This window comes from Streptoalloteichus hindustanus, from assembly GCF_900129375.1.
Classification (GTDB): Bacteria; Actinomycetota; Actinomycetes; order Mycobacteriales; family Pseudonocardiaceae; genus Streptoalloteichus; species Streptoalloteichus hindustanus.
Genome location: NZ_FQVN01000004.1, coordinates 286,992 through 300,011, shown reverse-complemented (window position 1 = coordinate 300,011; position 13,020 = coordinate 286,992). Strand labels below are relative to the sequence as shown.

Sequence of the window (13,020 nt, the reverse complement as noted above, 5' to 3'; positions counted from 1 at the left end):
CCGCGGCTCAGTCGCGCCCCGAACGAGCGCGCGGAGACTTGCGCTTGTCCGCGTCGAGCGCCGGGGCGATGACAGCGAAGGCGCGGTCGATGAGCTCCATGAGGTCCTCGGCCCCCTCGCTGTCGCTCCAGCGTTGCAGCACGGTGTTGATGACGGTGAGCGCCATCCCGGCGGCGAGCCGCGGGTACAGGTCGGTGTCGGGGTCGAGATCCAGTCGGCGCGCCAACTCCACCGTCAGCTCGTCGCGCCAGTGCTCCTGGCGTTCCAGGAAGCGGGCGAGCAGGGCGGGGGTGCGCAGGATGAGCTGGACCACGCGCAGTGCCCGCTCGGACTGGTCCCCGCACGCGGCGATGGGGACCGAGACGGCGTGGAGCAGCGCCTGGGACGGACGTTCCTCGGCGGGGCGCTCCGCCAGCTCCTCGCGCATGCCGGCGCCCATGTCGGCCAGGAACTGGACGACCACGTCCTCTTTGGACGCGAAGTACCGGAAGAACGTCCGCCGGGACACCCCGGCGGCGGCGACGATCTCGTCGATGGTGACGACGTCGAACCCCTTGAGCACCAGCAGCTGCAGCGCCGCGCTGGTCAGCTCGTCGCAGACGAGCTGACGTTTCCGCTGGGCCATGCTCATTTCCGGGCTGGTTCCGGGGCTGGGGTCGGGGCGGGAGCTCACCGGGCAAGCGTAACGCGATGCTGGAATTGGCACTCAGACGCAAGTTGACACTCAGTGCCACACAGGGCAACCTGTGCCACATGAAGCAGCAGCAACGCTGGACCGCAGCGCAGATCCCGGACCAGCACGGGCGGGTGTTCGTCGTCACCGGGGCCAACAGCGGCCTCGGCCTGGAGACCACCCGGGCGCTCGCCCGCCGCGGCGGACACGTGATCCTCGCGGTGCGCGACGAGCGGAGGGGCCGGCAGGCGGTCGCGCAGATCACCGCCCAGCAGCCGGGCGCGAACCTTGAGGTGCGCCGCGTCGACATGTCCGACCTCAACTCGGTCCGGGCCTTCGCCGACCGGCTGCGTGCCGATCTCCCCCGTGTGGACGTGCTCGTCAACAACGCCGGTGTCCTGGCCCCGCCCCGAACCCTGAGCCCGCAGGGGCACGAGTTGCAGTTCGCCTGCAACCACCTCGGCCACTTCGCGCTCACCGGGCTGCTGCTCGATCTCCTGGCCGTCGGGCGCGACCCGCGCGTGGTCACGGTGAGCTCGGTCAACCACCGTCAGGCGCGCATGCGCTTCGACGACATCACCGGCGAGCGCGGCTACTCGCCCATGGCCTTCTACAACCAGTCCAAGCTCGCCAACGCGTTGTTCGGACTGGAGCTCCACCGGAGGCTGACCAGGGCCGGCAGTCCGGTGCGCAGCGTGCTGGCCCACCCGGGCTACACGGCCACCACCCTGCCGCAGAGCGGGTCGGTCGGGCTGTGGCGGGTGGTGCTCGGCCGCATCGGCAATCCCCTGTTCGCCCAGGCCCCGGCGCAGGGCGCGCTGCCGCAGCTGTACGCGGCGACCCACCCGGGCGTGGAGGGCGGGGAGTTCATCGGGCCGGACGGTCTGGCCGAGCTGCGCGGTGCGCCGAAGCGGGTGCGGCCCTCCTCCACGGCGTCCGACCCGGAGATCGCCCGCCGGCTGTGGGAGTTGTCGGAACGTCTCACCGACGTGCGGTTCGCGTTCCCCACTCCCGTCGAGTCCTGACCCCCGAACAGCATCGAGAGGTCACGGCGGAAACCCAGCACCGGAAACGAGGTGTGGTCCAGCCAGGAACCACAGCGTTGGCTGACCTGACGAACAGAGCTGGTTGGATCCGACTCGGCTCGGAGCCGTCGGGCTTTCTCGCCCGTGGTTCGCGCGCCTCCGCCCGCGCCCCGAGATCCTGTTCCGGCTTCCCGAGTTCCTCCGGTCACGAGACCAACTCCGCCTCCCGTTTGTCCAGTGTGGACCGCGCTCGTCGTGCTCACGTGCGCATCGGGGGCGGAGTTCTCTCGGTTTCGCGGCTCGCCGCGGTTTCTCGGACCGCTGCCTCCTGGCCGTCGGAGGGCCGCTACCCAGGAGACCGTTCTGCTGCTGCGGTTCCCGCACGATCTTGGCCCTGCGCGGCGACCACTTCGAACGATGATCACGGTCCGGCGTTGGGACAGCAGGTCTCTGCCGCCCGCTGTGCGAGCGTTCCCTGTCACCGATGCGCTCACGGGACTCGGCTACCCCACCCCTCCGCGGTACCCCCGCCTTCTCACGGTCAGCGCCGGAGTTGTCGTGTGATTTCGCCCAGTTGGCGCAGTTCACTCCCGATGGTCATTTCCGCGGGTCCGCACATGTGTCGCCCCGTGGACGCCCCATCGTCGCCACCCGGTCGCTCTGGTTCGCTCCGCATGGGAACCGCTTAGCTGCGCTGGCGGGCTCACAGCGGCTCCGTCAGCACCGACGCCGTCGACCCGCCACTCGGCCGATTTGGCCGAGCGAGCAACTCGGCGCTCCTCCCTCCGGGAGGAGCGAAGTTCGGGACGCGGGTAGATCGGGACTCGCCGAGCATCCGGAGTAGACGATGTCACTCTCCCAGCGATTCGCGGAGCCGCTGGTTTCGCGACGCCTCCAGACGTGGCGACCACGGTGATCGTCCACTTCGGACACCGGGGTCCACACCACACCGTCGTCGTCGCCTCCGGGGGCCTGGACTCCACCGTCCTGGCCTACTGGCTGGCAGCCCGACACAGCCGCCTGACCCTGGTGTCCTTCGACTACGGGCAGCGACACCGCGTCGAACTCGACTACGCCACTGAGATCGCGAGGCTGCTCGACAGCTCGCACCGGGTCATCGACCTGACGAGCCTCGGGGCACTGCTGACCGGCTCCGCGCTGACCAACACCTCGGTGCCGGTGCCGGACGGGCACTACACCGATGAGTCGCTGGCCTCCACCGTGGTGCCCAACCGCAACGCGATCATGCTTGACGTCGCTGTCTCGGTTGCCATCGCGGTGCACGCCGACGCCGTGGCGTTCGGCGCACACGCCGGAGACCACACCGTCTACCCCGACTGCAGACCAGAGTTCGTGGAGCGGTTCGCCCGCAGTGTTGAGGCGGCCAACGAGGGCCTGCTGACACCGGGGTTCCAGGTGCTCGCCCCGTTCCTGACGTTGACCAAGACCGACATCGTGCGGGTCGGTGAGGCCCTGTCGGTGCCGTTCGCGCTCACGTGGTCCTGCTACCGGGGACAGCACGTGCACTGCGGTCGCTGCAGCACCTGCGTCGAGCGGCGGCGAGCCTTTCGCGACAACAACATCCCCGATCCCACCGCGTACGAGACCGGGTAGAGAGGCCATGACGATCGTGAATGCGGAGACCTTCGTCTCGGGGCCTGAGCGGGGCCGTCTTTCCCAAGGGCACAGCTCGCGCGTGTTGGGTTGCGAGCCTGCAGTTGGTGACCAAGGGATCGTGCCTACCGCTCAAGCGGTCCCGACGCTAGCGCACCCACGTGGCATGCCGCCACTCCCGTGTCCGCAGTCGCACTCGTTGATGCCGCTGTTGGACGAGAAGCGGCTTCGGATCGCGCTGCGGCAGTGCGGCCGGCGCGCCTCGGCACCTGGTGTGGACCGGATGACGTTGGCGGAGTTGCGCCGACGCCCCAAGGAACTGCTGCCACGCCTGGCCGATCAACTGGTCGAAGGGACATGGCAGCCAGGGCCACTGCGGGAAGTACGTTTCCCGACCTACACCGGCAAGCCGATGGCGGCGTGCGTTCCCACGGTGATCGACCGGCTCGTGCATCGCGCGCTCCGCAACGCCATCGAGCCAATCCTGGAAGACCGCGTGCTGCGGTGCTGGGTGTCCGGCTACCGACCTCGCCGCAATCGACTTACCGCGTTGCGGCACGCAGCGGCCCACAGCGAAGCTGGCTTCCACGCGGTGGCGGACGTGGACGTGGCCTCGGTGTCCGAGGGCGCGACAGTCGACGAAGTCGTTGGCTGGTGCGCCGAACACGTCCACGACGGCACCTTCCTCGCCCGTGTCCGTACCGCTCTCGCCGCGATGCCACATCCCATCGCGCCCGGTTCGGGGCTCGCGCCACTGCTGATCAACCTGCGTCTGTCGAGACCGGACGCACTGCTGGACGGGTTGCGGATGGTGCGGTTCGCCGACAACTACGTCGCCTTCGCCCCCGACGAGTCCGAAGCCGAGGACGCCTTCGGGACTATCGGCGCCGCGCTCGCCCGGTTCGGGCTGGGTCCCAACGAGGCGAAGAGCCGCGTGCGACCACACGTGAACGTCGAAGACCTTTTCCTGATCGGGGGCTGAGCAAGGTGAACGTCGAGTGGGTCGAGGTGCCCGGCGGAACCTGCGTGTTCGGCGACAAGGCTCGTCAGATCAAGGTCAGCACCCTGTTGTGGACACGTACGCCGATCACCCACGCCCAACTGCGTGGTGAACGTGGTGGTGAACGCGCTCTGCACCCGGTTACGTCGCTGAGCCACGCCCAGGCCGCGGAAATCGCGGAAACGCTGGGTGGGCGCCTGCCGACCTCGGTGGAATGGGAGTGGATGGCGGGTGGGTCCGCCCGGCGACGTTGGCCGTGGGGTGATCAGGAGTGGACCCCGGAGCGGGCGAACCTGCGTGGCTCCGGTGTCGACACCACCAGCCCGGTGGACGCGCATCCGGCCGGAGCGACCCCTGAGGGGCTGCTGGACGTGGCGGGCAACGTGTGGGAGTGGACTGCCCGCTCGACGATGGGCAACGGCGCCGTCCTGCGGGGCGGCTCCTACGCCTCGCCCCCGCTGTACGCGCGCACGACGTTCCTCAACGCCGCGCCGGCCGAGCTGGCCTCGCCGGGCATTGGACTGCGGGTGGTGCGGCGCCCATGAGCCCGACCACCAAAAGCCCACTCGAACCGCATCAGGGTCTGCTCGTCGTCTCCTGCAGCCGGAAGAAGCTCGTCACCACCGCCCCAATCCCAGCGCTGGAGCTGTACCAGGGCGCGCTCGTACCCCACCTGCGGGAACACCTCGCCCCCGCAAAGCGCGCACGGATCCGCATCCTGTCCGCCGAACACGGCCTGCTCCACGCTGGGGATCCGATCGACACCTACGACCGCAAGCTGCGCAACCGCAGTGAGGCGGAGGCCCTCCAAAACCGCGTGACCGCGCGCTTGACCGCCGACCTGCGCACCCCCGCGCTGCGACACGTCCTGGTGGTGTTGGAGCCGCTCTACCTGACCGCCGCCGCGTGCCTGTTCAACCATGCGCCGCCGATCGAGCTGACCCTCCTGCCGAACCCAGCCGACTGGGCTGGCGCGAAGGCGGTGCTGTCCCAATGGGGTTGGTTATGACCGACGACTGCCTGCCGTTGCGGGAGGAGCTGCCGCGGCACGGCAATGACCACCGCTTCAGCACTCGTGCCTGGGAGGCGACCGCGGACGGGATCGGCTGGCACGACCCCACGCCCTCGGACTGCTGGCTCGCCTCCTCCCGCACCGTGTCGGTGGTCATCCCCGCCCACCAGGTCGGGTACTGCCTGCCCACCGTCCTCGACGCCGTGGACTCGCAACATCACCAGCACCGCGTCGAAGTGATCGTCGTGGATGACGCCAGCACGGACGACACCGCCGAGGTCGCCATGCGGCACCCGGTGGTGGACCGGCTCGTGCGGTTGCCCGAACGAATGGGCGCGGCGACCGCCCGCAACGTCGGCACAGCGCTCGCGAGCGGGCAGACCGTCCTCTACCTCGACGGCGACATGGTGATCCCACCCCATGTGATCACCAACATCGCCACGCGTGCCACCGACACCAGCGTGTTGGTGGGGTTCCGCCACAACCTGCGCTACGAGGCCCATTTCCAGGACCCCCACGTCCTCACGCGCGTCCCCGACCTCGCGGCCGACCACCGGGTGACGTGGCGACCACCCACGAACATGGTCCTGCCCTACAGCGGGATCACGCTGCTCGAACCACTGGACGGCCGCCCGCTCGCACACACCCGAGACTTCATCGACCTCGGCTACGGACAGCGCTACCACGACTGGGACCTACCCCGCATGGTCGTCACCGCCCTGGTCGCCGTGCCTCGCGCCGCCGTTCTGCACGTCGGCGGGTTCGACCCCGAGTTCGGACGACTGGGCTGGGGCATGGAGGACACCTACCTCGGCGCGTGCCTCATCGCGGCCGGGCTGCTGGTCATCCCCCTGCGCCAGGTCGTCGGGTTCCACCTCGACCCGCCCGACGCCGCCGAGCAGTGGCGCCACAAGCTCGCCGGCTGGCCTCGAACCCTCGCCCGCTATCGAGCCCTGCTGGAGCTGCCTGCCCCGCAAGGCCGGGCTGAGCACTTGAAGCGGGGCCGCCGCCACATCGGCCCCGACGACGTCCGCAGCCGCTATCACGTCACCCCGGCCCAGTGGGCGGACTTCCGCGCCCTCACCGGCGATCCCGCCGACAACATCCCCGGCGTCAGGGGTGTCGGCGTCGGCACCGCGGCCACACTCCTGGCCGGCGGTCTCACCCTCGACGAGCTCCCTGCCTCGGGGCGGCTGACCGGAGCCAAGGGCGCGGCCATCAGGGGCGCGTGGGAGCAGATTCTGGCTTGGCGGGACCTCATCCGGATGCGCACCGACCTCGACCTCCCCCTGCTGCCCACCGGCCGACCCAGCCTGGCCCTGCCCACACCGGCCAAGGTCATCGACGCGCTCGGGCTCTGGTGACCCAGATGAGCGTGCCTGACTTCATCCCGCCCGACTCCGTGCTGACCGTCATGGCCCACCCCGACGACGCCGAACTCTGGGCGGGAGGCACGCTTGCCCGCTGCAGCGCCGCCGGAGCCGTCGTCACCATCGCCGTTCCACACCACCCGGAGCCCCGCGCCAGCGAGGCCGCCGCCGGGGCCACCGCGCTCAACGCCGGGCTGCACCAGATCGAGCGGCCGGGTGCGGCGGCCGTGCGGGAACTGCTGCTGGAGACCCGTCCTGAGGTCGTTCTCACCCATCCACTGCGCGATGTGCATCCCGACCACCGACGCATCGCCGAAGCCCTGCTGGAGGCGCTGCCCGAGGTGGTCATCACCACCGGACGCCCTCGGCGGGTCTATACCGTCGACACCTACAACGGCCTCACCCTCGACGGTCCGATCCCCGCCCACACCATCGTCGACGTCAGCCGCACCTGGGCCACCAAGCAAGGCGCCCTGGCCGCGCACGTCTCCCAGCCCATCGCCACGCACTTCGGGCCGATGGCCCAGACGCTCGCCCGCCTGTGGGGCGCCCGCGTCGGCGTCACCCACGCCGAGAACTTCGTACCGCTGCCCGTCCTCGGACGCCTCACTGCCGCGAACTTCCTGTGACACGTCCCAGAACGCCCACAACCCTCTTCGCCACCGACTGAGGGCGCAGTGCGTCGCGGTGCTCAGGAGTGGAGAAGAAGTTCCCGGTCGCACCAGACGAGGTGGAGCAGGGTCAGCGCGCTGGCCGACAGCCGCGGTTCGAGCCGCTCGATCGCATCACCGAGGAACGGCAGGTCCCGACGTCCACCGCGTCCGACCACCCGCCCCTCGTCGTTCGTCTCGACCATGTCCGCGAACAACCGGTCAAAAACCACGTCGTCGATCACGGCGACCGTCAACTGGACCACCCCCAACTCCAGGGGTTCGATCACCAAGCCGTAGTACCAGAGGCGAAGAGCGCCATCGGCCCGCGCCTGCTGGAACGAGCGGAACGGCTCCGCCCTCCTGTAGTCGATCAACTGCCCGGGGCCGGCGCCGTCATGTTCCGGGTTTCCCAGGAACTCCTCGGAGAACTCGCGCATGATGTTGTGCCACAGAGAGAAGTCGTGCCGGAGAACAGCCGGGTCAACCGACGATGGCTGGAACTCCCCGGCCGGCATCACGTGGCACAGGCCGCCTCCGTCGGCGACCTTGTCTCCGTCGCGCTCGTGCAGCACGAACCGGTGGTCGCCACAACTGGAGCGCCGAATCGTCAGGGTGCTGATCCCGGGAGACATCAACAGCCGGCGGGGGTCGAACGGGTCCCCGATCGCCCGACGCAGCGGTAGCGCGTCCCAGTCCGGAACAGCACGGCAGGACGCGAGCCACGCGGCTTTGAACTCGTGCGCGAGGGCCTGCTTGACGTCGAACACTTCGAAGAACGTGGTCGGCGCGAACTTCAGGGTCAGCCCGGGGTCCGTGTCGAGGTCGACCAGTTGGTAGCTGGGCCTGTTCTCCAACAGCCGGGGTCGCACGAGGTCCCGCACCGCACGGCTGTAGCTGACGTAGCGTTCACCCCGGTCGGTCAACGGCAGCACGTGCTCCAGCGGCCCTGGCGGGGCTACCGGGTGCTGGGCGTTGGACCACTCCAACCGAATCGCGTCGAGGTCCACAGGCTCCCGCAGAAGCCATCCCGGTCCCGTGAGCACATGGCCACCCGGCGCACGCTGGGACCGGGGATACAGCCATGCGGCCAACTCCGACAACTCCCGACCACGCACGCCGGGTGCCTGTCGCACCCTCAACCACTCCTGCTGGCTCCACGCCGCCGCCGCGGATCGTCGCTCCGCCAGTGCGGCCAACGATTCCCGACCTGGGAGAAGCTCGGGAGTCCCCGTGACGCCCCCGACGTTCGGGGAAGTCGACGCTGTGCCCGGAGTCAGGATCTCGTCGAGTTCGAGCAGGGAGACGTGGAGCGCTGACGCGAGAGCGGGGCGCTGCCACGGCTGTGGGATCTGCACACCTCGTTCCCACCGGCCCACGGTCCCGCGGTCGACCCCGAGCTCCTCAGCCAATCTCTCCTGGGTGTACCCGGCAGCGAGCCGTCGCTCAGCCAGTGGGCTCGCGAGTTCGCTCACCAGTCGACCGCTCCCACGCGCCTGCCGGCCATTCGCGATCTCACTTTCCCTTCCAGCTCACACCACTGGGGCTGCCTCCCAGCCCTGTGAACAGCCCCAACGTACTCCGTGATCCTGCCAGGTGGCGGTTGGTCACCGCAGTCAGAACCTGGTGGAACCGCCCCACCACCGGCTCGCAGCCCGCCCGCTCCACGACTGGCCCACCTGTCACTTCGCTCCCGCCACCGGCTGCATGAGGGACGTGGACGCCGACGCCCCGTGAACGCCTGGTCGTCGCCGCATGTCCGCTCTGGTCGGGCAGGACGAGTCGGCGTTGTACTGACTCGGACACAAGCAGTCGGAAGCCCACGTCGGCCCGCACCCGCCCTCACTGCTCGGGGCGTGGCTCGACCGAAGGCGAAGACCCCCACGAACAGAACACGCGGAGGAAGAGCACCTTGATGTTCCGCCGGACCGCGCCCGCCGAGCAGGCAGATCGCCTACCGCTCACCGTCCACAATGAACACCCGGTTCAGCACAGCATCGCCATCGAACACGCCTTCGACACCGCGCACCGGCTACCCGAACTCGGCGGCAAATGCGCCAGCCTGCACGGACATTCATGGCGGGTCCGCGTTGTCGTGTCCGCGATCTCCCTCAGCTCCGACTTCACCGTGGTCGAGTTCGGCGCGGTGAAGGCCGGCGTGCGGCAGTGGATCGACACCCACCTCGACCACGGCACCATGCTGGGTCACCGCGACCCGCTCACCGCGCCACTTGCCGCGGCCGGATGCAAGGTGTTCCGGTTCGGATCCGACCAACCCTCCACGGGGCCCGAGTCACTGGCCGGTGATCTGGCCTGGCCCACCGTCGAAGCCGTCGCCGTGTTGCTACGACGCGTGAGCCACAACGTTCTGCGTGATCTGCCGGGTGCGCCACCCCACGTCCGTATCGGACAAGTTGTCGTGCGCGAGACCCGTACCAACTCCGCGGCCTATGGACCGGAGGAACCGGCATGAGGCCGCACACCGATCAGGAGTTGGTGATCAACGAGCTGTTCGGTCCCACGTTTCAGGGTGAGGGAACCAGCATCGGCCGCTGTGCCCGCTTCGTCCGACTGTTCGGATGCCACTTGTCCTGCGTTTGGTGCGACAGCGGGCACACCCACGATGCCAGCCGCTTCGACCTGGCCGCCGAACGGCACGTCCTCCCGCTCGGAGAGGTCCTCGCATGGCTCGGCTCCGGGCCTCCAGGACTCGTCGTGATCACCGGCGGTGAACCCCTGCTGCAACCCCAGGCCCTCGGCAAGCTCGTGCGGGCCGTGCGAGGTGGCCAGTTGGCTACTGACATCGAGATCGAGACATCGGGGACCATCCCACCCACACCTGAGATCACCGCCAACGTCTCACAGTTCAACGTCTCGCCCAAGCTCGCCCACGCCGGCCTGCGTTCCCACACATCTGGAAGTTCGTCGTGCGGGACGTCGGGGACCTCGCCGAGATCCAGGAGCTTGTCAGCGCTTATCACCTCAACCCGGTGTGGGTCATGCCCGAGGGGACCGACAGCACCACGGTTCTCACCCGAGCCCGGCATCTTGCCGACCCCGTGCTTGAGCGCGGCTGGAACCTTTCCACCCGGTTGCACACTCTGCTGTGGGACAACGTTCGGGCGCGGTAACAGACACATGCGGAACTGACGGTTTTGCGGGCCGCCTCACGACCGTCGTGACGTGGGCCGGGCGACCCGGAAGGGCGGGTCGGGGCGACAGGTGGTGGTCGCGCGTCCTGGTGTCGATCCAGGCGCCCCGGAGATATGAGCTCCGGGTGGCCGCCGGGCCACGCGCGTGTCCGCCCACGCCGCGCCGGGGCCTGGCGCGGGAGTTGGGGTGACCGACCGGACTCGCACCGGCTAGTGCCCGGAACCACAATCCGGGGCCTCGTCTCCTTCGGCTTCGGTCACAGCCGTCCCGCCAGGACTCGAACCTGGGATCTTCCGCCTTCTCCGGCGGACGCTCTGCCGACTGAGCTGCGGGACGTCATCCGCCGTGGCGGCGGAACAGGTCGCACGGGAGGACAGGGGTGTCCTGCCTGGGATGTGCGTGCCTCTGGCAGGAGTCGAACCTGCATGCCCGTCCACGGGCGCGCGGGTTTGAGCCGCGTGCGTCTGCCGTTCCGCCACAGAGGCATTGCTGAAGAGCATTGCTGGGGGGCATCTCGTGGAGCCCCGGGGCGTGGTGGTGGAGGGTGGAGTCGAACCACCGGTGTCGCGGGGACGCCCGGTTTACAGTCGGGTTGGGCTCCGAGCCCGTCTCCACCTCGGTGTGGTGCGGCCGGGCCGCGTGTGGGCGCGGCCCGGCCGCACCCGCTCGCCGGGGCCGGGAACGGCCGAGGCGAGCAGTGGGGAAATGTCTGCTCCGCTGTGGATTTGTCAACGGCCGCGCCGAACCGGGAAATGGACGGCGTCGAGCGCCGGCGGAGGGAGTCGAACCCCCGGACAGGCGGATTTGGAAGCCGCCCCGCTTTCCGAAGCTCGCCGACAGTAAAAACTGTTCAGGGCACGCCGAACAGCGAAAAGCCGCCCGAATCGGTGCTCCCGATGGGCGGCTCTCCCTGACAGGGTCTACCTGCCTGTCACGGCGGGGAGCCGCAGGTCAGATGCTGGTGAGCACACCACGAACAACGCCAGGAGAGATGGTGGCGCGAGGCACCGGCGACAGCGAGCGCCGCGACCGCGCCGAGGCACCGCGCACCCCGCTTTCGCATGTCCCGCATCATGTCCGCTCCTTCGTTCTGGTGGGCACGCTCAGCATGTCCGGTCCGCGCCGGAGAGTCAATCGCATTATGCGAAAAAGGGAGACGAGTTCTCGCCCCGCAGCGGAGCCGGAAGCGTTTCAGGCCGCGGGGGCCGCTTGCGGGGTGGTGATCTCCTGGCTGGGCATCTCGCGCAGACGCGGGATGCGGGACAGCGCGACCGGCACCGCGGCGAGCAGGAAGCCGAGCGCGGCCACCCACAGTCCGGGGCGCAGGCCGAGGTAGCCGCCCACCGCGCCGCCCGCGATCGCGCCGGTGGTGCCGATGCCCCACATGAGGGTGCGCATGCCGGCGGTCATGCGGCCCATCAGCTCCCTGGGGGTGACCGCCTGCCGCAGGCTGGTGCCCGCGACGCTGAAGACCGCCAGCCCGCCGCGCATGAGGAAGAAGCCGGCGATCACGAGGGCAACCGTGCTGATCGTCGAGCCCGAGGCGGCCGGGATGAGCAGCGGGCCGCCGTGCCCGACGATCACCGCCAGCAGGTAGACCCGGCCGAACGGGAACCGCCGCACCAACGTCGAGGCCAGCGCGGCGCCGAGCAGGCCGCCCACGGCGCCCAGCGCGACGATCACGCCGATCAGGCCGGCGTCGAAGTGGAGGTCGCGGACCGCGTAGAGCACGAACAACGCCTCGACGAACATGTAGCAGAAGTTGAACGCGGCGCCGGTCACCGCGAGCACGCGCAGGTGGCGCTGCTGGACGATGAACCGGATGCCTTCGGCGATCTCCTTGCCCACGTGGCGTTTCGCGGGCGGGCGGACCTCCTCGGGCACGCGGACGAACCAGAGGGACACGACCGAGACGAGGTAGGAGAACGCGTTGACGACGAGCGCGAACGGCGCGGTGAAGACCTGCACGAACAGGCCGCCGAGGCCGGGGCCGGCGAACTCGGCGGCCGACGAGCTCGCCGCCACCCTGCCGTTCGCCGTCACCAGGTGTTCCTGGCCGACGATGACCGGCACGTAGGACAGCCAGCACACCTCGAACAGGACGGTGCACACCCCGATGCCGAGCACGATGGCGGCCAGGCCGGGCAGCGTGAGCGCGTCCAGGACCGCGAGGAGCGGCACCAGGCCGACGAGCACCGCCCGGACGAGGTTCGCGTAGATCATCAGCGGTCGCTTGGCCCGGCGGTCGACGAGCACGCCGAACGGCAGCGCCAGGAACAGGAACGGCAGGAAGGCGAACGACCGCAGCACCCCGAGCTCCTCGGGGGAGACCTGCAGCGTGAGGACCGCGGTGAGCGGCAACGCCAGGTTGGTCACCTGCACGCCGAACAGTGAGACGGTCTCACCGAACCAGAACCGGGTGAAGTCCTTGTTATGCCTTAAAAACCGCGCTGTCGTCACAAGCACCTCGCACCAGGTCCGGCCCGCTGCGGGCCGGTCGTCGACTCGTCGGGGACCGCGGCG

The 13,020-nt window shown here is 69.5% G+C and carries 12 protein-coding genes, 3 tRNA genes and 1 pseudogene; 9 read left to right on the top strand and 7 right to left on the bottom strand.

The genetic code is table 11. The annotated features are described in order from the left end of the window. Window positions 1–7: 7 nt before the first annotated feature. Window positions 8–673 (bottom strand): acyl-CoA-like ligand-binding transcription factor, encoded by a 666-nt coding sequence (locus BUE43_RS14170; protein ID WP_234995721.1) that lies wholly within the window; start codon window positions 671–673, stop codon window positions 8–10. Between the two features lie 80 nt (window positions 674–753). Between BUE43_RS14170 and BUE43_RS14165 the strand changes: the two genes are divergently transcribed. The 7 genes from BUE43_RS14165 to BUE43_RS14130 all read left to right on the top strand — a co-directional run bounded on the left by BUE43_RS14165 (window position 754) and on the right by BUE43_RS14130 (window position 7,323). Beyond that, window positions 754–1,698 carry an oxidoreductase gene (locus BUE43_RS14165; protein ID WP_073483198.1) on the top strand — a complete coding sequence of 315 codons (945 nt, stop codon included), beginning with the start codon at window positions 754–756 and terminating at the stop codon, window positions 1,696–1,698. A 900-nt stretch (window positions 1,699–2,598) separates the two neighbouring features. Then, window positions 2,599–3,312, top strand: coding sequence for a 7-cyano-7-deazaguanine synthase QueC (queC, locus tag BUE43_RS14160; RefSeq protein WP_234995720.1), 714 nt, complete (start codon window positions 2,599–2,601; stop codon window positions 3,310–3,312). Between the two features lie 202 nt (window positions 3,313–3,514). Then, a complete protein-coding gene (locus BUE43_RS14155) occupies window positions 3,515–4,294 on the top strand; it encodes a reverse transcriptase family protein (protein WP_073483196.1) in 780 nt (259 codons plus the stop codon). Between the two features lie 5 nt (window positions 4,295–4,299). Continuing rightward, window positions 4,300–4,857 carry a formylglycine-generating enzyme family protein gene (locus BUE43_RS14150; protein WP_073483195.1) on the top strand — a complete coding sequence of 186 codons (558 nt, stop codon included), beginning with the start codon at window positions 4,300–4,302 and terminating at the stop codon, window positions 4,855–4,857. Beyond that, entirely contained in the window at window positions 4,854–5,321 is a 468-nt protein-coding gene (locus BUE43_RS14145) for a DUF6884 domain-containing protein (RefSeq protein WP_073483193.1), read from the top strand. The genes BUE43_RS14150 and BUE43_RS14145 overlap by 4 nt, the downstream gene beginning before the upstream one ends. Beyond that, a complete protein-coding gene (locus BUE43_RS14140; protein ID WP_143174159.1) occupies window positions 5,318–6,688 on the top strand; it encodes a glycosyltransferase in 1,371 nt (456 codons plus the stop codon). Before BUE43_RS14145 ends, BUE43_RS14140 begins: the two co-directional genes overlap by 4 nt. A 5-nt stretch (window positions 6,689–6,693) precedes the next feature. Then, window positions 6,694–7,323, top strand: coding sequence for a PIG-L deacetylase family protein (locus BUE43_RS14130; protein WP_073483845.1), 630 nt, complete (start codon window positions 6,694–6,696; stop codon window positions 7,321–7,323). A 62-nt stretch (window positions 7,324–7,385) separates the two neighbouring features. Here BUE43_RS14130 and BUE43_RS14125 read toward each other — a convergent pair whose 3' ends face one another. Beyond that, entirely contained in the window at window positions 7,386–8,354 is a 969-nt protein-coding gene (locus BUE43_RS14125) for a hypothetical protein (protein WP_234995752.1), read from the bottom strand. A 285-nt stretch (window positions 8,355–8,639) separates the two neighbouring features. Beyond that, window positions 8,640–8,819, bottom strand: a pseudogene (locus tag BUE43_RS35125) (helix-turn-helix transcriptional regulator); the annotation flags it as partial. Between the two features lie 440 nt (window positions 8,820–9,259). Here BUE43_RS35125 and BUE43_RS14120 point away from each other — a divergent pair. Next, window positions 9,260–9,817, top strand: a complete 558-nt coding sequence (locus tag BUE43_RS14120; RefSeq protein WP_083959679.1) for a 6-pyruvoyl trahydropterin synthase family protein — start codon at window positions 9,260–9,262, stop codon at window positions 9,815–9,817. Continuing rightward, complete coding sequence (locus BUE43_RS14115) at window positions 9,814–10,494, top strand: 7-carboxy-7-deazaguanine synthase QueE (RefSeq protein WP_234995719.1); 681 nt, start codon at window positions 9,814–9,816, stop codon at window positions 10,492–10,494. Before BUE43_RS14120 ends, BUE43_RS14115 begins: the two co-directional genes overlap by 4 nt. 265 nt (window positions 10,495–10,759) lie before the next feature. Here BUE43_RS14115 and BUE43_RS14110 read toward each other — a convergent pair. The 4 genes from BUE43_RS14110 to BUE43_RS14100 all read right to left on the bottom strand — a co-directional run bounded on the left by BUE43_RS14110 (window position 10,760) and on the right by BUE43_RS14100 (window position 12,957). Continuing rightward, window positions 10,760–10,833: transfer RNA gene (locus BUE43_RS14110), tRNA-Leu, on the bottom strand. Between the two features lie 64 nt (window positions 10,834–10,897). Next, a tRNA-Leu gene (locus BUE43_RS14105) sits at window positions 10,898–10,982 on the bottom strand. Window positions 10,983–11,029: 47 nt separating this feature from the next. After that, a tRNA-OTHER gene (locus BUE43_RS34195) sits at window positions 11,030–11,113 on the bottom strand. 575 nt (window positions 11,114–11,688) lie between these two features. Next, window positions 11,689–12,957 carry an MFS transporter gene (locus BUE43_RS14100; RefSeq protein WP_159447735.1) on the bottom strand — a complete coding sequence of 423 codons (1,269 nt, stop codon included), beginning with the start codon at window positions 12,955–12,957 and terminating at the stop codon, window positions 11,689–11,691. Window positions 12,958–13,020 lie beyond the last annotated feature (63 nt).